18 protein-coding genes are annotated in these 21144 nt (G+C 52.8%); 10 read left to right on the top strand and 8 right to left on the bottom strand.

Features of this window, described 5'->3' with window-relative positions; genetic code table 11:
- Window positions 1–106 precede the first annotated feature (106 nt).
- From ACMGG1_RS02835 to ACMGG1_RS02790, 10 genes are all read left to right on the top strand, one after another.
- Complete coding sequence (locus ACMGG1_RS02835; protein WP_198640094.1) at window positions 107–1027, top strand: alpha/beta hydrolase; 921 nt, start codon at window positions 107–109, stop codon at window positions 1025–1027.
- A gap of 344 nt (window positions 1028–1371) precedes the next feature.
- Window positions 1372–1782: a GNAT family N-acetyltransferase gene (locus ACMGG1_RS02830; RefSeq protein WP_020828618.1), complete on the top strand. Its 411-nt coding sequence runs from the start codon at window positions 1372–1374 to the stop codon at window positions 1780–1782.
- Window positions 1783–1807: 25 nt separating this feature from the next.
- Window positions 1808–2497 (top strand): helix-turn-helix transcriptional regulator, encoded by a 690-nt coding sequence (locus ACMGG1_RS02825; protein WP_020828619.1) that lies wholly within the window; start codon window positions 1808–1810, stop codon window positions 2495–2497.
- A gap of 20 nt (window positions 2498–2517) precedes the next feature.
- Window positions 2518–3813, top strand: a complete 1296-nt coding sequence (locus ACMGG1_RS02820) for a cytosine permease (protein ID WP_046372634.1) — start codon at window positions 2518–2520, stop codon at window positions 3811–3813.
- Window positions 3814–4422: 609 nt separating this feature from the next.
- Complete coding sequence (locus ACMGG1_RS02815; protein WP_048759767.1) at window positions 4423–5037, top strand: helix-turn-helix domain-containing protein; 615 nt, start codon at window positions 4423–4425, stop codon at window positions 5035–5037.
- Complete coding sequence (locus ACMGG1_RS02810; RefSeq protein ID WP_020828622.1) at window positions 5038–5934, top strand: queuosine precursor transporter; 897 nt, start codon at window positions 5038–5040, stop codon at window positions 5932–5934.
- Window positions 5912–6754 carry an NADPH-dependent 7-cyano-7-deazaguanine reductase QueF gene (gene queF / locus ACMGG1_RS02805; RefSeq protein ID WP_020828623.1) on the top strand — a complete coding sequence of 281 codons (843 nt, stop codon included), beginning with the start codon at window positions 5912–5914 and terminating at the stop codon, window positions 6752–6754. The genes ACMGG1_RS02810 and queF overlap by 23 nt, the downstream gene beginning before the upstream one ends.
- A gap of 122 nt (window positions 6755–6876) precedes the next feature.
- Window positions 6877–9024 carry a phosphocholine-specific phospholipase C gene (locus ACMGG1_RS02800; RefSeq protein ID WP_414161140.1) on the top strand — a complete coding sequence of 716 codons (2148 nt, stop codon included), beginning with the start codon at window positions 6877–6879 and terminating at the stop codon, window positions 9022–9024.
- 143 nt (window positions 9025–9167) lie between these two features.
- Complete coding sequence (locus tag ACMGG1_RS02795; RefSeq protein ID WP_369982364.1) at window positions 9168–10247, top strand: ABC transporter substrate-binding protein; 1080 nt, start codon at window positions 9168–9170, stop codon at window positions 10245–10247.
- 161 nt (window positions 10248–10408) lie between these two features.
- The gene (locus tag ACMGG1_RS02790) at window positions 10409–12538 is read left to right on the top strand and encodes a TonB-dependent receptor family protein (protein ID WP_128865436.1); all 2130 of its coding nucleotides are present in this window, start codon (window positions 10409–10411) and stop codon (window positions 12536–12538) included.
- 140 nt (window positions 12539–12678) lie between these two features.
- Here ACMGG1_RS02790 and ACMGG1_RS02785 read toward each other — a convergent pair whose 3' ends face one another.
- The 8 genes from ACMGG1_RS02785 to ACMGG1_RS02750 all read right to left on the bottom strand — a co-directional run bounded on the left by ACMGG1_RS02785 (window position 12679) and on the right by ACMGG1_RS02750 (window position 21109).
- Complete coding sequence (locus ACMGG1_RS02785; protein WP_240504967.1) at window positions 12679–14415, bottom strand: PglL family O-oligosaccharyltransferase; 1737 nt, start codon at window positions 14413–14415, stop codon at window positions 12679–12681.
- Window positions 14416–14504: 89 nt separating this feature from the next.
- Window positions 14505–15383: a hypothetical protein gene (locus tag ACMGG1_RS02780; RefSeq protein ID WP_128865437.1), complete on the bottom strand. Its 879-nt coding sequence runs from the start codon at window positions 15381–15383 to the stop codon at window positions 14505–14507.
- Between the two features lie 76 nt (window positions 15384–15459).
- Window positions 15460–16005 carry a fimbrial protein gene (locus tag ACMGG1_RS02775; RefSeq protein WP_232807857.1) on the bottom strand — a complete coding sequence of 182 codons (546 nt, stop codon included), beginning with the start codon at window positions 16003–16005 and terminating at the stop codon, window positions 15460–15462.
- A gap of 11 nt (window positions 16006–16016) precedes the next feature.
- The gene (locus ACMGG1_RS02770) at window positions 16017–16517 is read right to left on the bottom strand and encodes a fimbrial protein (RefSeq protein WP_232807858.1); all 501 of its coding nucleotides are present in this window, start codon (window positions 16515–16517) and stop codon (window positions 16017–16019) included.
- A 19-nt stretch (window positions 16518–16536) separates the two neighbouring features.
- Window positions 16537–17025, bottom strand: a complete 489-nt coding sequence (locus ACMGG1_RS02765; RefSeq protein WP_128865438.1) for a fimbrial protein — start codon at window positions 17023–17025, stop codon at window positions 16537–16539.
- Between the two features lie 10 nt (window positions 17026–17035).
- Window positions 17036–17695 carry a fimbrial protein gene (locus tag ACMGG1_RS02760; RefSeq protein ID WP_232807859.1) on the bottom strand — a complete coding sequence of 220 codons (660 nt, stop codon included), beginning with the start codon at window positions 17693–17695 and terminating at the stop codon, window positions 17036–17038.
- 17 nt (window positions 17696–17712) lie between these two features.
- On the bottom strand, window positions 17713–18405 hold the full coding sequence (locus ACMGG1_RS02755; RefSeq protein WP_269813943.1) for a fimbria/pilus periplasmic chaperone: 693 nt from the start codon (window positions 18403–18405) through the stop codon (window positions 17713–17715).
- A gap of 142 nt (window positions 18406–18547) precedes the next feature.
- Entirely contained in the window at window positions 18548–21109 is a 2562-nt protein-coding gene (locus ACMGG1_RS02750) for an outer membrane usher protein (RefSeq protein WP_165366280.1), read from the bottom strand.
- Between the last annotated feature and the right edge of the window lie 35 nt (window positions 21110–21144).

The following is a 21144-nucleotide window of genomic DNA, read 5'->3' as shown; positions in this document are numbered from 1 at the left end:
GGCCGTCCAAGGTCGGCTTCCTATGCAAAGATAGGGTCGAAAGACAGGTTTTTTGCTTCCCAACATAAATGCTAATATCCCCTTTTCCTGATAAACAGAATCCAGCATGCCATCGTCTTATCGTCGCTGTCTCACCCTCGTTATCGCGCTGATTATCGGCGTTGGCTCCCCCATGCTGGCGCAGGCCAGGCCCGATCTGGAACGTAAAATCGGCACAACCCTGGTCGATTCAAAATTGCCTGATTATCAATTCAGCGATCTGCGCTTCACTTCGGCGGACGGTCAGCGCCGTTATCGTGTCCGCATAATAAAACCGCGCATTGCTCCGCCCTTGGGCGGCTATCCGGTTATCTACTTCCTGGACGGCAACGCAGTATTGATGGAGTTGAACGCCCAGTTGCTGGCTCAGCTTGCCGTACAAAAACAGCCGCCGGTTCTGGTGCTACTCAGCTATGACAACGATCTGCGTATCGACTCCAGAGGCCGCAGTTACGACTACACACCGGCTTCGCAACAAGGTTCAGGAAAGCAGCCCCATGGCGGTGCAGACGCTTTCCTTAAACTGATCGAAACCCAGATTAAGCCTGCCGTTGCCGCTCAGGTCACCGTTAACCCGCAGCAGCAAACGCTGTGGGGGCACTCTTATGGTGGCCTTTTCGTTCTGCATACTCTGTTAACCCAACCTGCTACTTTCCAGAATTACATCGCGGTGGAACCTTCGCTGTGGTGGGGGAAAGGCTTTATCCTGCAAGAAGCGCAACGTGTTATGGATAGGCATCCGTCTTTGTCCGCCCATTTGCAGTTGTGGATCGGCGGTGCGGAGAAAATGCGTGAAGCCCCGCCGATTATCAGGCAGAGTCAGTTACCCGCAGATGCGGCTCATGGCCTGGCCACACGGCTGGCGACACTTGACGGACTTAAGGTTGACTATCGGGAATGGCCCGGTTTAGACCATGGGGCAATGTTCGGTGCGGCCATACCGCCGGCTTTGGAAGGCATAGCCAAAGGCGAAGCGGCGGGTAAATAAGGGTTTAAAAGCGGGTTCTGGGAAAAGGCTGTACGCGGCGGCTCCCCTTTGGCAAGTTAACTTGCTCTACCGGTGGAGCCTGAATAGCTAATGTATTTCCTGGATGGGGCCCTGGTGAGGCACAATAGGAATAGATAGACTGAGCAGGACCAAAGGCTATTTATTACCGCGTATTACGTTATTTTCTGGCCCTGTCGCAGCTAATATAGCCCCTTGGGTACGTGACGGGAACGGGTGAAAACCACCCTTGTAATACATTATGAAAAGTGATAGTTAAACCGGTTGGAGAAACCTCCGTTTGATTGCACCGCCTAATAATTATCACAGGGAATTATATTATAACGATGAATATCAATATTACCGACCAACCGAACCCGAAAGACGAAGAATTTGTGATTGACAGTCTTTGGGCCCACAACGCCAAAATTGAACCCGTCGATATCCACCCCTTATTCCTGACCGTCACCGATGACGAGGGTAAAATCGTTGCCGGACTGGTTGCCAGAACCTGGTGGGGCGGGCTTGAAGTGCAGTATCTTTGGGTCAGCGACCAATACCGTAAAAGCGGTTATGGCCGTCAACTGATGGTACAGGCCGAAGAAGAGGCCAAGAAACGCGGTTGCCACATGGCCTATGTCGATACTTTCGATTTTCAGGCCCGCGGCTTTTATGAAAAATTGGGCTATCAGGTTTACGGCAACTTAGGCGACTATGCCAAACAGCATACGCGTCACTACCTGGCGAAAAAGATTTAACCCAATTCCAGTCGGTGAGGTCAGAATGGATTCGCCCGATAAAAGTAATGAATTCTATTTGAAAGGCCTGATTGCCATGATGGAGCACTTAAGTGAGCCATGGGGCATCAAGGACCTGGCATCCCGTCATCTTTACATGAACCGGGCCGCCTACCTCTATACCAATACGCCATTAAATTTTGATATAGCCGGTAAACGAGACGACGAGTTCCCCGCCGACTGGGCCGAATCTGCAGCCGATTTTGTTGAACATGACAAAATGACCGAGATCTCGCGGGATCGGGTTGCCGTGATAGAAACACATTATTGGTACGGGAAAGACAGCCTGACACCGTTTATCAGCGAAAAACTGCCTATCTACAACGACAAGAAAGAAGTCTTCGGGGTAATGTGGAACGCCAAACCGCTTAACACCTTATCCCCGCTTAACTATATCAACCATCAAAAACCCAGCGTACTGACCACTGAAACCAACAGCACCATTTTTACCCGGGCTGAGCTGGACGTTATATTTTTAATGCTGCAACGGCTATCGGTGAAAGAAATCGCCAAAATATATAACATCAGCAATAAGACCATAGAAAATAGAATATATAACATTTATCAAAAATCTGATGTCCACACACAGCAGCAGTTTGAGGAATTTTGCAAATATGCTCAGCTGGACAGCTACATTCCCGATCGCCTGATAGCTAAAGGCATCCAGTTTATTTAAATAGCAAGGAATACCTCACCGTGATCAAAATCGAAGACTATCCGTTAACCCGGGTACCTCAGGATAAAAGAGTCTCGTTTTTAAGCGTAGCCATAGTGCATATGGGCATGCTGACCGCGCTCGATCAGTTTATGCTCGGTGCCGTACTCGGCCACTCCATGACGCTGCTCGATGCATTTACCGCCATTTTCATCGGCAGCCTGATCTTTGGCGTGGTGACCTATGGCCTGGGCCTGGCGGGCATGCGCGAAGGGATCTCCGGCAGCCTGTTGGCCCGTTGGTGCGGCTTTGGGCGACTCGGATCGGTGTTGATCGGGGTGGTAGTGGCCGTCAGCCTGCTGGGCTGGTTTGGCATTCAAAACGCCATCTTCGCCAAGTCGCTGGATTTCGCGTTGGGGAACAAGCTGGGCTTTGGCCTGGCGGCCGGTCTGTCCGGCACCCTGCTGACCATTCTGGTGGCGTTCGGCTTTAAAGCCTTGCGTATCGCCGCCAGGATTGCGGTACCGATGTTTATTATGCTGGTGGCCTATATCTCCATCATCACCCTCACCGGCCACAATCTGCCTGAAATTATTCAACTGGTACCACCAGGCGAACCGCTGTCGATCAGCGCCGGTATCACTATCGTGGTCGGCGGTGCGATTGTCGCCAGCCTGATGACGCCGGATCTGACGCGCTACTCCAGGAACGGCAAGCATGTCTTTGGCGTCACCATTTTCACCATCATTGCCGGGGAATTCGTGGTTAACGGGCTGGCGATACTGATCGCCAAAACGCTGGGCACGGCGGATGTGGTCACCATCATGTCACAGGTCGCCGGTGGTGCAGGCCTGCTGGTCGTGGTGTTTTCTACCCTCAGGGTTAACGACCTCAACCTGTATTCCTCTTCGCTAGGCATCGTTAACGCCGTCGAAGGCATGACGGGCAAAAGACTGAAGTACACCGCCACCACCCTGGTGATCGGCGTGCTGGGCACCACATTGTCAGTACTGGGGATCCTCGACCGCTTCGTCGACTTCCTGACGGTGCTTGGCGTGGTGTTCCCGCCGATTATCGGCGTCATGCTGGTGGATTATTATCTGCTGCGTACTCACCGTAAAATTCTCGACGAGAGCCGTCGCGAAGGGAAATTGCCGGACCAGACGCCGACTATCGGCTGGGCGGCGATCATCGCCAGCATCGTCGGCAGCATTGTCGGCTTGGTGACTGAGTGGGGCGTGCCGACCATCAACTCTCTGCTGGCTGCCAGCCTGATCTATTGGGTATTTAAGTTGGCCATGAGCCGTTCTCAGAAACCTGCGCCTGCGCAAAGCTGATTGATATCCCTACTCTCCCGCGCTGGGGAGTGGGGATAATCGGAACAGAAAGGGTGTTTGATTAAGTTGTCGCCACCTTTTTTAGGCGCAACAAATTGATATCGGTCGGCTAAAAAGCCGACTGGCATCAATATGAAAGCGGGTTTTTTACTGCGAAGGTAAAACAGAAGACGTAGTGGGGATCCCTGGTGTCGGTAGCTAAAACATCCTTTAATACCCAGAGAATGGAAACGCCTCCCTCCCCGAGCTTTTTATTATAGAAGTTGTCAGACAATCGTTTATTAACCGTTTTGACCGTCAAGAAACACTTCAGTGTGGATGAACAGTAGCTCACGGAAACCACCGTGGTCAACACAAAAGTAGACACAAAACCCACTTTTGTGTCCACTTTCTCCAGTCTTAAACCTAACCAATTGATTTATATTTAATTACCTTTGTTTTACATTTTACTCATCATGATAAAAGCATCAGTTGGCATGATACGTGAGAGATCAAAGCCCATTTCCAATGATTAATCAGCCGGTTACCACCCCAGCCTCAGCGTCAGTTCTGGACAATGTCGGCGCGTGCGATATAGTAATGCCGGCCAGAATATTGTAAGGAATGCTTATGAAGACCACTAACGCGCAGCGCAAAATCAACATCATTAAGAATATTGAATATCTGATGCGCACCCGGGGCGAAACTAAAGCATCCTTCTCTAACCGCACTGGCCTGACGCGTACCACCATCTATAAAATTCTCGACGGCCGGGTTAACAACGTGCAGCAGGCCACCATCAATCGGATTTCAGATTTCTTTGGCGTTTCCTGTGAAGAGATCGAAGATTATGATCTGGCCAAGCTGGAACTGCTCAATGAAACGCTCTCTACCGAAGGCAATAAAAACCCGTCCGCCGTGCCCGTTATTCCTCAGTCGCGTTTTTTAGCAGTTGCCGGTTGGAAAGTCGGTCAGTTGGTAACGGAGTTCCCTTTGACTTATTTCTTCGGCGATGAGTCAAATATGGTAGCAATGAAAATAGAGACCGAAATAAAAGGTTCATTTATTCCAGGCGAGGTGATTATTATAAAACGCCCGCCGGTGCTGGTTTGCGATTCGCCTTTATTGTATCACTCGGGAAAAAATGGCTTCTTTGTGGTTAACGACAAAGAAGATTACTGCATGGAAAAAAATCATCAGGATACCGTGCAATTCCTGGGTTATATCTTTGGAGAACGGCTATAAATGGAACCGAATCAAAAGTTCAAGCTATTGGGCTTTACCCGGCATGGCACCCTCGCCGCCAATGTCATGATATTGGCCACCGGCAAAACCATCACCATGGGGCTCAATGAGCTGGCCGACAGCGAAATATCGGAAGATCTGAGCCGGCATGAGCTGCAGGCGCTGTACCGCAAAATCTACGGTAACAATCAGCAGCAAACCGCCTATGAGCTCAGCGATCGCCATGAACGATCGTGGTACGCCTATCTGATCATTACCGTCGCACTCAGCGTGATTTATATCTTCTCAACCCTGTGTGGCGTCAAACCGATTCAAATTCCCGCATTGAACCTCATCACTCCCCCGGCGATTTTTATTTACCCCCTCACCTTTATCCTGGTGGATATTCTGAACGAGTTTTACGGGCTGCGACTGGCCAGGCGCACCATCATCATCTCGTTTATGGCAAACCTGATTTTCGTGCTGGGCGTCTGGGTCACCACCTTGGTACCCAGTATTCCGCAGTGGGAGTTCAGCAAGACCTATGACGGCATCGTCCACAGCATCATGGCGGTCCTGGTGGCGTCATCTGCGGCCTATTTAATCTCCGAGAACGTCAACTCTTACCTGCTGTGCAAAATCAAAGAGCTGACCAACTCCCGCTACCTGTTTGTGCGCGTGATCACCAGCACCGTGGTCGCCTCGGCCATCGACAGCGTGGTGTTTTGCACGCTGGCGTTCTACAACGTTCTGAGCTGGGATATCATCAAGACCATGATCCTGTCACAATTCTTGATCAAGGTGGTCTACGCCCTGGTGGGTGTCGGGCCGATTTACGCCGCTCGCAGCCTGTTTAACCGCTATATCAATACCGATCATGCAAGGAGCAATGAATATGCATATCAAAAAACAAGATAAAATCACCCATCTTGGCGCAAACTCCGATTATCCGGACCAGTACGCTCCCGAATTGCTCGAGGCCCTGCCACGCTCACGCGGTCGGGATCTGATCGGTGTAGATGAACAAAACCTGCCGTTCAGCGGCTTTGATCTGTGGACCGCCTTCGAGCTTTCCTGGCTCAACGCCAAAGGCAAGCCGGTGGTGGGCATTGGTGAATTCACCCTGCCCCATTCTTCCACCAACCTGATCGAGTCCAAATCATTCAAACTTTATCTCAACAGCTTTAACCAGACGCGCTTCGACAGCGTGGAACAGGTGAGTGCCGCGATGCAAAAAGACCTGTCGCAAGCGGCAAACGGCCAGGTTGGGGTTAAGCTCTATCCGGGTCTGGACGGATATTCGCCGCAGATCGATAGCCTGCCGGGCATCAATATCGACGATCTGGATATTGCCGTCGATGATTTCGACTTTAAGCCGGAATATCTGCACGGTGCAGCAGACCAACATGGGGACATCGTGACCGAAACCCTGTCGTCCAACCTGCTGAAATCCAACTGTCTGGTCACCAACCAGCCGGACTGGGGCAGCGTGGTGATCCACTATCAGGGCCGGAAAATCGATCGCGAGCGCCTGCTGCGCTACCTGATCTCCTTCCGCCAGCATAACGAGTTCCACGAGCAGTGCGTTGAGCGCATTTTCAACGACATCAAGCAAAGCTGCCAACCGGAAAAGCTCAGCGTTTTTGCCCGCTATACCCGCCGCGGCGGCCTGGACATCAACCCGTTCCGCAGCGACTTCGAAACGGCGCCAACCCTCGGTCGTCTGATCCGACAATAAGCTTCCCCATCAATGCCCCCATGCGGGGCATTATTTTTCCCCTGTTCATCTCCTTGTTATTTTTCGCTATTACCGTCGTTAGCAACTATCTTCAAAGCAAACCTCAGGGAGTTTAACGACGCATGCCTGACTTTTCGCGCAGAGAAATACTGCGGGCTGCCGCCATCGGATCGGCTTTTTCACTGTTACCCGCGTCGATCCGCAAAGCCTTGGCGATCCCAGCCAATAACCGCACCGGCACCATCAACGATGTCGAACACGTGGTGATCCTGATGCAGGAAAACCGTTCCTTCGACCATTACTTCGGCACGCTGCCCGGCGTACGCGGCTTTAGCGATCGCATAACCATTCCTTTGCCCGACAACCGTCACGTCTGGCAACAGCAAGGGGAAGATCGACTGGTGCTGCCTTACCATCTGGACAGCAAACGTGGCAATGCCCAGCGGGTGAGCGGCACGCCGCACTCGTGGGTGGATGAGCAAGCTGCCTGGGACAGCGGCCGCATGAGTGCGTGGCCAACCTACAAAACGCCGACCTCGATGGGTTATTACCGTCGGCATGAGCTGCCCTTCCAGTTTGCCCTGGCCGAAACCTTCACCCTGTGCGACGCCTATCATTGCTCGATCCACGCCGGCACTAACACCAATCGCTTGTTCCACTGGACCGGCACTAACGGCCCGACGGCAGCCGAGGTCGCCGTAGTGGTCAACGAATGGGACAGCCCAGGCCCACCCAGCGTAGGCTACCAATGGCAAACCTATCCCGAACGGCTGGAAGCCAGCGGCGTCAGTTGGAAGGTCTACCAGTTTTTACCGGATAACTTCACCGACAACCCTTTGGCGGGGTTCCGTCAGTACCGTGCGGCCAGCGTGAAAGTGGGCAATCCGGCGCAGCCGCCGAAGGACTTTACTGCCTTTGTCCCCTACCGCGACGAGCTGAACGCCGAAGCGCCGTTATACAAAGGCAATGGCAATACGCTGCCGGCGGCGGACGGCAACGATTTAGAGGCCATGTTGGCCGGTTTCCGCGCCGACGTGCAGCAAGGCAAATTGCCGCAGGTAAGCTGGATCATCGCTCCGGCGGCCTACTCGGAACACCCCGGGCCTTCCAGCCCGGTGCAGGGTGGGTGGTTTACCCAGGAGATCCTCAATGCGCTGACGGAGAATCCCGAGGTGTGGAGTAAAACCGTGCTGCTGGTCAATTACGACGAGAACGACGGCTTCTTCGATCATATGCCGTCGCCCTCCGCACCGTCACTACGTGAAGATGGCACCTTCGCCGGTAAATCGACGGTGCCGTTCGACAGTGAAATCTTTCAGCATGTCGCCCCGCCAGGTTCACAGGAACAACCGCCGCCGGACGGCCGCATCTATGGCCCCGGCCCGCGTGTGCCCATGCTGGTGCTGTCGCCCTGGAGCCGCGGTGGCTGGGTTAATTCACAGGTGTTCGACCACACTTCAGTGCTGCAATTTCTCGAGAAGCGCTTCCAGGTACACGAACCCAATATCAGCGCCTGGCGACGCGCGGTATGTGGCGATCTCACTTCGGCCTTCAACTTTGTCGATCCCAACGGGGAAACCTTGCCCAACCTGCCCGCCACCAGCCGCCATTCCGCCGATAGCCTGCGCCAGCGGCAGGAGCAATTGCCGCAGGTGCCTCTGCCAGCAGCAGACAAGCAACAGTTGCCGCATCAGGCACGGCTGGCACGCCCTTCACGCGCCCTGCCTTACCAATTGCATGTTGAAGAAACTCTCTCCCCCGGCCAGCAATTACTGACGCTCAACCTGTACAACACCGGGGCACAGGGAGTGGTATTTCACGTTTACAACCGGTTGGATTTGAACCAGATCCCACGGCGCTATACCGTCGAGGCCAGCAAAGCTATCAGCGATAACTGGCCCGTGGTGAACCAGTATCACCTGTGGCTGCTGGGCCCGAACGGCTTTCATCGTGAACTGCGCGGCGCCACTGGGCAACCGCAGCCGCAAGTCCGCCTGACGCCGCAAGGCGACCACTTGTCATTAACCCTCACTAACCCCACCCGCCAGGCTATAACCGTGACTATCGCCCGCTGCCCTTATACGCAAAACGGCCCCTGGTCGATTGAGCTGCCGGCAGGAGAGCGCCACCAGCAGGCCTTTGACGCCAGGGCCAGCGGAGGTTGGTACGATATTTCACTGCAGGCTTCTGACGGTTGGCAACGCCGCTTGGCCGGGCGGCTGGAGAACGGCGAGCACAGCGTCAGCGATCCGCTAATGGGCAAAGCCTAAGATATCCGCACGGGGGTGTTCAAAAAGCGAAAGGATATGGATTATCATTAGCCTCTTTATTCAACACCCCATGCCCAAGGATCTCCATGCCTGCCGTTCTTATTGCCAAAGCCAGCCGTTGGCTGGCCGTCTGCGCCCTGCTGATGGTCAGCGCCGTACAGGCCGCACCGATCGTCGTCACCGATGTCGCGGGTCGAGAAGTCACCCTGCAGCAGCCCGCCCAACGGGTGATCCTGGCCGATGCCCGCGCGCTGCTGGCACTGAATATCCTGCATCCGCAGGAGCCGTTGAAAAATATCATCGCCTGGGATAACTCGCTGAAGGTGAAGGCACCGGATCTGGTGGAGGCCTACGCGAAAAAATTCCCGCAGGTGATGCAGATCCCCACCTTCGATAACCCTTACGTCAGCGATTTCAGCGTAGAAAGCGCCGTTGTCCGTAAGCCGGATCTGATCATTTTCGACATCGGCCTGCTGAGCAAGCTGAAGGACAGCGGCGTGCTGGCCCAGTTGGAAAAAATCGGCATCCCGGTACTGATTATCGACTTCCGTCAGCAGCCGCTGACCAACACCGTCGCCAGCATGCAACTGTTGGGCAAGGTGTTTGACGAGCAGCAAAATGCCGACGCCTTTATCCAGCTCTACCAGCAACGTCTGGATCTGGTACGCCAGCGGGTGGCTACGCTGAAGCCGGAACAGCGCCCCAGCGTGTTTATCGAACGCAGCGCCGGCATGAAAGGCGAGCAGTGCTGCAACACCTTCGGCAAGGGCAGCTTTGGCCAGTTTATCGATACCGCCGGCGGCAACAACATCGGCAGCAAACTGTTCCCGGAAATGGGCGGTGAGGTGAACGTGGAACAGATGATCGCCAGCAACCCGGATTTCTATCTGATGACCGGCGCCGACTGGAGCCGCGGTCATAAAGGTACATTGGCGGTTCCCTTGGGCTATGCCACCGATACGGCCACCACAGAGAAAAAGCTGGCGGTACTGATGAACCGCACCGGCCTGAACGTGCTGAAGGCGGTAAAGGAAAAACGCGTGATGGCGATTTACCACCAGTTCTATGACACGCCGCTGAATTTTATTGCGGTCGAGGCCATCGCCAAATTCCTGCATCCGGACTTATTTAAAGATATTGATCCGCAAGCGGATATTGAAATGGTGCACCATAAATTCACCGCGCTGGATTACAGCGGCGTGTTTTGGGTCACCGCAAAATAACCCCCGCTCGGGGCCCGCCGGCCGGGCTCCGACACCTTTCCCCGCCACTTGCTTACCGGTTGAATTATTCCGCAACAAAGCTATTTACTTGCCAATAATTATCATTAAGATTGTCATTTCTAAAAAAACACATCCGGGTTCGAAACTTTTAAGGCATTATTATGTCAATTCTTTTTCGTCTTTCGCTGTTGGCGGCTTCCGTTGCCATGGCAATGCCAGTCCTTGCTGCTGATAATAAATCTCAAAATGATGCGCCAGCCGACACTATTACCGTCGTCGGCAACTGGCTGGATAACCCGGATACCAGTTCGGTGTTGCTCAACCACCCCGGCGCACGTTCCATCGTGACCGAACAACAAATGCATGAACAAGGCGATCAGACCATTGCCGATACCCTGCGCGGCGTGCCTGGCGTGCAGGTGCGCGACAGCAACGGTACCGGCGGCAGCGATATTTCGCTCAACGTCGGCGTACGTGGCCTGACTTCGCGCCTTTCACCTCGCTCCACCATTTTGATGGACGGCGTCCCCTTGGCGGTCGCGCCTTACGGTCAGCCACAGCTGTCGATGGCACCGCTGTCGATTGGCAGCCTGCAATCGGTTGACGTGGTGCGCGGCGGTGGGGCGGTGCGTTACGGGCCGCAAAACGTCGGCGGCGTGATTAACTTCGTCACCAAGGACATCCCGAAAACCTTCGGTGGCGCGGCCAGCGTCCAGACCCAGGGGGCCAGCCACGGCGGCCTGAAAACCCTGACCAGCACCTCGCTCGGCGGCACCGCCGACAACGGTTTCGGTGCAGAGCTGCTGTATTCCGGCCTGCACGGCCAGGGCTATCGCGACAACAACGACAATACCGACATCGACGATTTCATGCTGAAAACGCGCTATGCGTTTACCGATCGTGATGAGTTACTGGCCAATTTCCACTATTACGATGCAAAATCCGGTATGCCGGGCGGGCTGAGCAGCGCGCAGTATGCGCAAAATCCGTTCCAGTCGACCCGTCCGTGGGACCAGTTCGAAGGCCGCCGCAAGGACATGTCGTTCAAATATAAGCACCAGGAAGACGACAAGCAGTTCGAAGTGCTGACGTATTTCACCGACAGCTATCGTGGCAGCAGCATCGAATCGGAAGGCACCGGTAAAAACGCCGGGATGAAACGTATGGTGTCTTACCCACGCCACTACTCCACCTGGGCGATCGAACCCAGCTACTCGCAGGTCTTCCGTTTCTGGGACATGGCGCACGAGATCACCCTCGGCTACCGCTACCTGAACGAAACCATGGATGAAAAAGCGTCCCGTTCTGCCTGGTACAACCCGGCAGATATCGGTTCTACGCCGGAAACGCCGGATTACTATCAGCACACCTCCGGCGGCACCGCAGCCCACGCACTGTACATTGACGACACCATTAACGTCGGCAACTGGACGGTTACGCCGGGCCTGCGCTATGAAAGCATCCGCACCCATGTGGACGATTCGTTCAACAACATCAGCCGCGAGAAGAGCTACAGCGAACCGCTGCCGTCACTGAACGTCATGTACCACATGTCAGACGCCTGGAAGCTGTTCGCCAACGCCAACACCTCGTTCGGCAGCATGCAGTACTTCCAGCTGACCAAGGGCGGCAACGGCAACCAACCCGCGCCGGGCCTGACGGCGGAAAAAGCCCATACCTATGAATTCGGTACCCGTTATGACGACACCATCGTCAAAGCCGAAGCCACGCTGTTCTATATCGATTTCGATAACCAGCTGCAGTACATCAGCAACGATGTCGGCTGGACCAACATGGGCGCCACCAAGCACAAGGGTATCGAGCTGGCGCTCAGCTACGATCTCAGCGAACTGAACCGCGCGCTGGATGGCGTAAGCGTCTACACCAGCTACACCTATACCAAAGCCAGCACCGACAAGGGCGACTTCGCCGGTAAGGATTTGCCGTTCTATTCGCGCCAGGTGTATACCGTCGGCACCCGCTACGCCACCGGCAGTTGGGTGTGGAATCTGGACAGCTATGCCCAGTCCAAGCAGCACTCGCCGGGTACCGGGCCGGATTACGTCACGCAGGAAAGCGCCGACGGCCAGTTTGGCAACATCGCCGGGTATATGGTGTGGAATATGCGTGGGGAGTATAACTTCGGGCCGCAGCTGTCGAACCTGACGCTGGGTGCCGGGGTGAAAAACCTGTTTGATCAGCGCTACTTCACCCGCTCCAACGACAACAACTTCGGCAAATACGTCGGTGAACCACGCACCTTCTTCGTGCAGGGTTCCGTGGCATTCTAAGCGTTTAAAGCCCCCCGGCTCGCCAGAACCGGGGGGTTAATCTTGCGAACGACGCGTAACCTCAGAGTCGTAAGCACGACAAGCCAGAGCACGGGAATAAAAGCCCCTGCTGAGCTTTTTGTTCAAAGCCACGCTGGATATTACTGTTGCTGATACCAAGGCTCATCAGAAAAGCGTCGATCGGCGGGGAATAGCATGGCGGCCTCCAGACGGTAGCGTTCAGCCAACACCATTCGCCTCTGGTGGCGTAAGATAGTTATCAGGCTGGCGTAGACATTGACATCAATGCGCCGTAACAAATAGGCCCGTGCCCAAGTGACATGTTCCACCAGCAGTAACTCGTCATTCGTCTGGTTATAGCTCATCAAAGCGTTAATCTGCAGGTCAAACTCTCTGCGCTCATCATGCACCCACGCAGACAATGGTGACATCTGTTTCAGTGGTTCGATATCGCGCATACCATTGCGTTCAACCGCCGTTAGCTCTATCCCGCCCCGAAAGGCAGCGATCATCACACTGATGATCATCACAGCCATAACCAGCATTCCCCCTTTTACCAGTATTCCGCTGCCCACCCGACGACAAGCTATACGCTTTTTCGTTAAGCCATCTAATGTGGCTAACAGCAGTAAAAACAGTACCCAATGCGCGGCAGAAATATGAAATGGATATTCAAGTTGGCTATGAATCAGGATAGGAACCAGTACCCAACAGAGCGCGGTTGCTTCTCCAGCTCCACTTCGCCCAGCCCTCCATGCCTGCCGGTCATTATACATTGCTCGTATCAGCAATAGTCCTCCCGCCACAGCGATCATCGCCATGCCCACTAAAGCAAGTAATCCTCCCTCAACCCACCACAACAAAATTTCGTTATGAGGATGCCGAGCGATTTCCAACACTGCAGTTGGAGGGCTCTGATTAATACGAAAGTGCTGGAAACTGAATTCGAAACCACCGTATCCCCAACCGCTCAAAGGTTGCCGGATTATCATTGCCAATGTGTCCATCAGCATCGACAATCGCGCGTGGTTAGATGACTCATGGCTGATATAGCGTAGCATTTCACTATGCTGCCACTGCATCACGATAATCCCCAACAACAACCCCACAGACATTAACCCAACCGCCTTCGCACAAAACAATGGCTGATGCCGCCAGAAACTCAAACAGAAACCCAACGCCATCAATCCTGAGCCTAACCAAGCGGCCCTCGACTGTATCCAAATCAGTAATGCCGGGAGTAAAACTAACAGCAAAGCGAGCGCCAAACGGTGATAACGTCCATAACCCGAAACCGCCAGCATTTTCCTTGGTAGCAGATAGAGCATCAATGTTAGCCCCAGCCCGGTGGCGATAAAACTGCCCAGCACGTTAGGTTGCTGGAAAACACCAGATACCCGGCGTCCTCCCGGCGGCATACCACTCCATTCAGGGGCAAACAGCTGCAATAACGCCATACCCGCCTGTTGCACAACGAGCAGTAACAACAGTACGTATAAAGTACGCCGATAGTGACGGTTCAAGGGGAGTTGCAGCCAAGAGAAATAGAGCACCAAGCCAGCAAAAAACGCCGCCATTCGCCAAGCTGCAGCTGGCAACCATTCTGGGCGCGTAAACAATAGCGGAATACTCAACATAATCCCGCCAAGGAAAAAATAGCGGAACGTCGAAGTGATGGTTATGGACCGCCTTCTTACCATCCGCAGCCATATGAGCAATATCAAGCTTGCGCTGGCAGCATAGACCAATGTATTCACCGGCAGATTTAATCCCACCCCTCCCATATTTGGGAAGTAGCGAAAAACAAAAAATAAAACAACAAGAAAAAGTAGAAACAAATAATTATCACAATACTTTATTTTATATAATACACGCATATCTTTCCCAACCTATACATATCCCCGTTCATTGTAATGAGGGAAAGCGTTAATAACCCAAGGAGTATTAATTCGCGGTTCTATCTGTGCTAATCAATAGTCATTAAAACGATCAATGCTTTCGAATAAGTGCCTGGTGTGACCGTCGTTCCAGTTTTTTCTAATATCGAATAGACAACCACCGTGGCTGCCTGCCAACTCGGTACCGAGACATTTAAATCGCTGTCTGCCGGTGCGCCGTTGAGAGTTAAGTGTGATATTAACGACCGGTCGTCAGTCAACGCCAGACCACTGGAGTGGCTATAGCCATTAATCCTGAGTCGCACTCCGGCTGCTTTATTGCAAGAAATCGTCAGGTTGCCTGTCGCGATATTGCCCTGCAAGTCAGCGACACTCAACGTCTTATGATCAAGCGTCGTACTTGACGCTAAACAACTGGTGGGCGGCTCAACGGGTGTAATCGGGATACCTTCAACACCACCGCCTCCTCCTCCACGTTGTTTGGGAAGATAGTTGTTAGAGCTCCCGGAGGTGCCGCTCACTGACAATATAAAAATCATGCTCCCCTGCTGGGCAGACCCGACATACGCCATCTTACCCGTGGCAGACAACAGATTTCTCAATTGGGCCACTGACAACGCATTAATATTAGTGGATTCAAACAACGTTGAATATTCACATCTGGCTCCGCACAATTCTCGTTCAACGCGGCAAGAAACAAACCGGCCAATACCAGTAACGAGATTAAAAGCACTTAGACAAGGATTGGTCACTGTATTTACACGCAGCGACAAGTCGGCCTTATCGACAACAGCATACCCATCCAGATCAATATGCCATTCATAATTATTGAAAGATGACACATTAAAATAGCCACTACCATAGTCAGAGGGCATTCCATAAGAAATGGATGTATAAAAACAAAATAAAAGACACCCAATACGTAATGAAATTTTTCTTATTTCCATAATTATTCTCGTAGAAAACACCAGTCAGAAATATAGAATATGGTTGAAAACCTATATCGGGGAGATGTTGTCCACCTTATTCATACGTCAACCGAAAAGTGGACACCGCGGTAAAGGCTCCCAGCACAACTGACCTGTTAGCCAATGCCAGTGGTTCCACCTGCACATAAGCTTTGAGATGTATCACGTTGCTGCCTTGCGTCAGCGGGTAAAGTTCACTCGCTTTATCAAGCTTAATGGTTTGCCCTGATGCTGTTTCCAGCCCTATAGCAATTCCCCTCGCGTTACCAACGGGAACCAACAACCCTGGCAGCTCACGGCTCTCTTCCGATGTCGTAAACGTTACCGAGATGGATTTGGCTAAACTCAGGTCGCACTGTGCCAGACGCAGCTCGAAGGGCATTCCAACCGTTCGGACATTCTGGTAAAGGTATTTATCGACGATTACGCCAAACGCCAACTGAACCTCTTCGTCCCCCGGTGCGATAACGCAAGGTTCTGCCACCAACGCACCACGAAAACGAAGGTTGTCTTTTTCGGCAAGAGCACTCGTTGTACTTAGTACCGTCAACATCCCCAGAACACACACCAAAGGATGGTGTTTCATTTTTATGGTTATCATGCATTTCTCTGCTACTGATAATTAACCTGCAGGGTCGCAGTGGCCTCAAACTGGCCTTCGCTCAACACCGCACCGGGACGCTGTACTGGCACCGCCTCCAGTTGCGGCGGGCTAGAGGGATTAATGGCAATCTTGCTACCCGGCGCCATCGGTTGATCATTCTGATAAATGCGGATGCCCAGATCACTCATGCTAGTTTGCAGTGCTGCCTTATCGAAAGTGCTGACAGCGCCACTAAAGATAAGTGTCATGCCGTCCATGCCGGTACTCCCCTCACAGCTAATTCGGTAATTCACGGCTTGTCGGTAGTTCACGCCATCAACCTTGTTCACACCCAACCGATCGCCAAAGTTCACATCCACAATCCCGCCATCATTAATCGAGCAAACTGGCGGCTCTATCAGTTTGCCCCGAAATTGCATCTCGGTTGCCTGCCCCACCCCAGCCTTCCCCAAAGCCAACAGCAATAGAGCGTGAATATGCCAATATCGGCGCATATTTATAGATTGCATGAGACTCATCCCGCATTTGTCATTGGTAATCCACCGCCAAGGTTGCACCAGCGCTAAATTCCCCCCCGGTTAACGTTACACCAGCGGCTTTAACCGGAACCGACGCCAATACCGGTGAGTTTGGGTAAGTAAAGTTGACCCAACGATTAAGAGGTAGCCGGATATCGTTATGTAATAAAGCGATACCTAACCCCGTCTTATTGGTCAGCAGCACTTCGTGATCAAACAATGCGCCACTGCCTTTAATTTGTAATTTCATAGCGTTGGATACTGCGCCACTACATGCGAGGCTATAACTGATCGTTTGACGATAGTTGCTGCCGTCAACCTTCATCGTACTGACTTCGCCAAAATTCACTTCTATTGGTTGATTTTGATTAACGACGCAGGGAGGGGGTTGAACAACAACCACTTTTACCGTTACCGTGGCGGCCTGTATCACCCAAGGCGCAGACAACGCCAATAAGCTCAACAGACTTGCTGCCATGCACAGGTTTTTCCCCGCCATCTTAGTCACCTCATTCATAAAACAGCCGGAAGTGGATCACCGCACTATATGCGCCAGCTTGCAACGCAGCGGGTGTACGCACGGGTGTCACCCGATAAACCAACGCATTATTACCAGGGGAGAGCATCAGTGGCGTACCAGGAAGATCAAGACTCACGGGTTTTCCCTGACGGTCAGACAACAATAGCGCAATACCCGATGCCCCCTGCACTTCAACTAATCCCGTCGTATCTGCATCTTGTAGGGCACTGAAACTCACCGTGCCCGTGGGATATTCGATTCCCCAGGCTCTTTTTCCCACGAGCTCATCCCGCTGGCCGGTCTGAATACGTAAACAATCTTTCAGCCGCAACTCGAGCAATACTGAGGCACCGCGATCACCAGGTTGCTGTAACTGTGCCGTTCCTAAACTCCCCAGACTCACAACCTGATCAGCACTCGCCATATCCAGTCGACAGGCACTTTCCGTCAGTGAACCCGTGATCAGTAGCACACCATTGGCACCATCAACCTCACCACCATCGGCTTGGGCTTGTTGTATCAATAGCATCATCATGACCAATGTCAGCAACACCATCAGCAGCGCCGCAATAATCAACCCTATCCAGCGATGTAGGTAGCGACTATAGCCGTCGTCCCCCCCACAATGCTTAGCTCCCTGCATTGCCATTTCCTCTCCAAATACCTTTAGGGTTTATCCATGACTACATGGCATTCACTACCGCTGCAGGTAAAGGTGAGCTGCGGACGCCCACCGTAATCATTCACATAGGTCAACACAGGGGTTTGCCCCAGAGCCGCTGAAGATACGTTCAGCATGCCGTTGCCTTTAGGTGGCAACATCAACGGTTCAAAACCCGTAATGCCCGGGCTCCCTTTTTTGACGCCGCCATCGACAATCGTTACGTAGTACGGTGTCGGGTTATTGACGCGGTAGGTATTCCCTATCTTGGTCAGCGTCAGTTTTTCCTGCCAAGGCGCGGCGTTTTGCTGAGGCGCTATGGCCGCCGGGCGATAGAACAGTTTGATCCGCGTCTGCAGCGCAATCTGCAGCGTGTTCGGCTTACTACTTTTTGGTGGGATCTCACGGAGGTTGAAGTAATACAACGTCTCTCGATCCTGTGGTAGCTGTGCGATCTTCGACAACGCCAACAACTTCACCTGACTCGCTTTCCCCGGCTCAATACGCTGAACCGGCGGCAGCACTGTCAGTGGGCTTAGGATTTTATTCCCCCGTTCGTCTTCCAGCCACCCCTGAGCTAAATATGGCAACTGTTTGTTTTGGTTGCTAATATTAAGACTTACGGATTTCAAGTCACCGTCAAAAATCACTCTAGTGCGATCCAGAGCAATAGCGCCCTGCACCTGCCAAGCCGTCATAAAACCTAGCAAAACAGCGATAACCGCACTCAATTTGGATATGCCACGGCGTTTTACATAAGTCATGATCATCAATACCTACATCCTGATTGTTATTACATTATTCTTTGTGCTGAGGAGAGAGCCTCCCCCTACACACTGTTCATGGCAGCATCATCGCCCGCACACTTTGCTGGCTTAAATCGCTCCCCCTACCTACCGGTTCACACGGCAATAGCAGGTTATTCATCAGCAAATCCGCTGGCAGCGACGCCGGCATTTTCACCTCGCATTGCACATGGCCCGCCCAGCTCACCTTCATGGTCTCACCTGCATTGATACCACTCAGGTAAACACTGCCACCGTCGTTAACAATGCCAGTTTCCTGATTGCGCACGTTCAACACCGTCGCACCAAAAGGCGGCTCACTGCCATCGGCGAGTCTGATCATCGCCATAGCCTTTTCACCGGCTATCACGTCAAATCGTCGAGAACCAATCGCGCCTTCGGTGAGCGTTGCCTGCACCACCGAAGTTATCGCCTCCGCGCTATCACTTAGCTGGTTCAAATCGATGCTCACCTTATTGCGGTAATAGCTGTTTACTTCTGCGACAACCGCTTTGCCAAAGCGGTTGCTTCTGGAGGTACTGCCATATCCACGCACCGGCACACCACTGACCCCATTGGTGTCAATCAACAAACGTGTGCCTCCCATCATGTTGCTGCGGTGTAATGCCCCACCTTCGGACGTTAACGTCATACCCCCCTGCGCATAGGCACCCAATGCGCTATAGCTGCCTTGCTGATAGCTGGCATTGGCACTGACCCTGGCAATATCCCCTTCATAATCGTAATAACCACTCAGGTTGCCACCACGGCGCGATGTGCCAGCGGACAACTGGTAGCTGCTATGCTCGTCAATCCGATCGTAATAGCCAGCACGGTGCACTGTGTCCTTATGATCAAGCATTAGGCTGTAATTAAGTGATGCTCTATTTCCCCATGGCATCGACACGGACAACGTCATTCCATCCTCATTGCGACCGTTAAAACGGTTGCGGTAAGCCCCTATCGACAAGCTGAGATTTTTGATATTGCCGAAATCAAAGTAGCGCGACAGCGTCAGGTTATAGCGATCATTGGTTGGTCGATTCCAATAGGTCTGGTGGTTGTAGTTGAGATAAGTGCTTAATCCCCAGTCCCGAAAGTTCTTGTTCAGGGTGACGGTGTACATTTCCCTGCTGCTACCGCTTCTGTGGCCGGTATAGCGCGCATCAAGATATTCGCTCATTGTCATAAAGTCCTGCGCCGAGAAACGGTAACCAGCAAAGGTCACTTGACTGTCCAATTCGTCAAAGGTCTTCGAATAACTGAGGCGATACGAGCTGCCGCTAAAGGCTCTCTCTTGTCGCAGCTGTGTCCGTGACTGGGTCGCATCAAATGACAGCGCACCCAGTGCCATTAGATCGCGCCCAATCCCCAATGACAGCGCGTTATAATCGCCACCGCCTAATCCACCACCGTACAGCGACCAACCGTTGGTCACTCCCCAAGAAAACTCCCCGGCAGTAAACAACGGGCCTCGCAGCTGATGCCCCCATTCCGCTGGCCGTCCTGCCGCCAGTTTGAAGCGCACCAAACCTGGGCGCGTTAAGTATGGAATGCTGGCCGTGTTGACCGTAAACGTTTGCACCACACCTCCGTCCTGCTCCTCCACCCGCACATCAAGCTGCCCTGATACAGCGTCACTAAGCCCCTGAATACGAAATGGTCCAGCAGCAACCTGTGTCTCATACAACACCCGCCCCTGTTGGCTGATGATGACCTTGGCATTCGACTTGGCTATCCCCGTTACTTCTGGCGCATAACCTCGCAGATTCGGAGGTAACATGTTGTCATCGGACCGTAAACTGAGCCCGGTAAATCTGAAACTGTCAAAAAGGCTGGACTCCAAATACTCCTCACCCAGCGTCAATTTTGCACGCCATGCCGGAATAGCCCGGTAGATGTAGTAGCGGCTCCACTCCAGCGAACGCTGCATCCGTTGTTTCGAACCGGATTGGCTGGCCAGTCGCCCTTGCCAGTCAGCGCGCAACCGCCAAGCACCTGCGTTCCCTCCCAAAGTCCCATTGCCGCTGATGTCATACCCATTGCCAGCTTGCCGCTGATTCCACTGCGTTTGAGCATTGACGCTATAGTCCAGCAGGATCCCTGGAATCCCCTCATCCCAGCGCGACGGTGGATCCCAATAATCGGAAGTAAACTCCAAATAGGCTTGAGGAACGCTCAGATACAACGCCGATGATGCCAAATCACCACGTGCTTCCATCCCTTCCAGACTGTGCAAGTTAAGGCAACGTCCATCGCGTGACCAAGAAAGCTGAGGCAGAATGCTCTCCTTTAACCCCAGTTGCTGAACCAGCATAGGCGACAAGCAGGCCTTGCTGTCTTTGGGATCATTTTCCGGCGCGATAAACAACACAGATTGCTCAGCAAGTTCGTTCTTGTTCACATGCACCGTCATGGCATAGGTGCCTGGCATAATATAACCGCTACGAGAGAACTGACTTAAGTCGATATTTTCTCTATCGTTTAAATCCAGTACATCCGTATTAAACTGGATCTCTTCTACGGCATAAACCACCCCATTCGGCTGCCAGAAATATAAAAAAAAACACAACCTGGGCATGTAAAAATTCAATAACGTCCTTGTAGGCTTTCGCATAATTAAAAACCTTATCTATTACTTAACTTTCAGAC

The organism is Serratia sp. BNK-12, assembly GCF_047456085.1.
GTDB classification, from domain to species: Bacteria; Pseudomonadota; Gammaproteobacteria; order Enterobacterales; family Enterobacteriaceae; genus Serratia; species Serratia liquefaciens.
This window is presented reverse-complemented; position numbering and strand designations above follow the sequence as displayed.

What these genes read in the sequence shown, in the direction of transcription:
- ACMGG1_RS02760 (WP_232807859.1), bottom strand. Translation starts at nt 17,695, where the DNA reads ATGGCAATGCAGGGAGCTAAGCATTGTGGGGGGGACGACGGCTATAGT.
- ACMGG1_RS02785 (WP_240504967.1), bottom strand. Translation starts at nt 14,415, where the DNA reads ATGCGTGTATTATATAAAATAAAGTATTGTGATAATTATTTGTTTCTA.
- ACMGG1_RS02765 (WP_128865438.1), bottom strand. Translation starts at nt 17,025, where the DNA reads ATGGCGGGGAAAAACCTGTGCATGGCAGCAAGTCTGTTGAGCTTATTG.
- ACMGG1_RS02790 (WP_128865436.1), top strand. Translation starts at nt 10,409, where the DNA reads ATGTCAATTCTTTTTCGTCTTTCGCTGTTGGCGGCTTCCGTTGCCATG.
- ACMGG1_RS02830 (WP_020828618.1), top strand. Translation starts at nt 1,372, where the DNA reads ATGAATATCAATATTACCGACCAACCGAACCCGAAAGACGAAGAATTT.
- ACMGG1_RS02775 (WP_232807857.1), bottom strand. Translation starts at nt 16,005, where the DNA reads ATGATAACCATAAAAATGAAACACCATCCTTTGGTGTGTGTTCTGGGG.
- ACMGG1_RS02755 (WP_269813943.1), bottom strand. Translation starts at nt 18,405, where the DNA reads ATGACGGCTTGGCAGGTGCAGGGCGCTATTGCTCTGGATCGCACTAGA.
- ACMGG1_RS02770 (WP_232807858.1), bottom strand. Translation starts at nt 16,517, where the DNA reads ATGCAATCTATAAATATGCGCCGATATTGGCATATTCACGCTCTATTG.
- ACMGG1_RS02750 (WP_165366280.1), bottom strand. Translation starts at nt 21,109, where the DNA reads ATGCGAAAGCCTACAAGGACGTTATTGAATTTTTACATGCCCAGGTTG.
- queF (WP_020828623.1), top strand. Translation starts at nt 5,912, where the DNA reads ATGCATATCAAAAAACAAGATAAAATCACCCATCTTGGCGCAAACTCC.
- ACMGG1_RS02835 (WP_198640094.1), top strand. Translation starts at nt 107, where the DNA reads ATGCCATCGTCTTATCGTCGCTGTCTCACCCTCGTTATCGCGCTGATT.
- ACMGG1_RS02800 (WP_414161140.1), top strand. Translation starts at nt 6,877, where the DNA reads ATGCCTGACTTTTCGCGCAGAGAAATACTGCGGGCTGCCGCCATCGGA.
- ACMGG1_RS02815 (WP_048759767.1), top strand. Translation starts at nt 4,423, where the DNA reads ATGAAGACCACTAACGCGCAGCGCAAAATCAACATCATTAAGAATATT.
- ACMGG1_RS02780 (WP_128865437.1), bottom strand. Translation starts at nt 15,383, where the DNA reads ATGGAAATAAGAAAAATTTCATTACGTATTGGGTGTCTTTTATTTTGT.
- ACMGG1_RS02825 (WP_020828619.1), top strand. Translation starts at nt 1,808, where the DNA reads ATGGATTCGCCCGATAAAAGTAATGAATTCTATTTGAAAGGCCTGATT.
- ACMGG1_RS02810 (WP_020828622.1), top strand. Translation starts at nt 5,038, where the DNA reads ATGGAACCGAATCAAAAGTTCAAGCTATTGGGCTTTACCCGGCATGGC.
- ACMGG1_RS02795 (WP_369982364.1), top strand. Translation starts at nt 9,168, where the DNA reads ATGGTCAGCGCCGTACAGGCCGCACCGATCGTCGTCACCGATGTCGCG.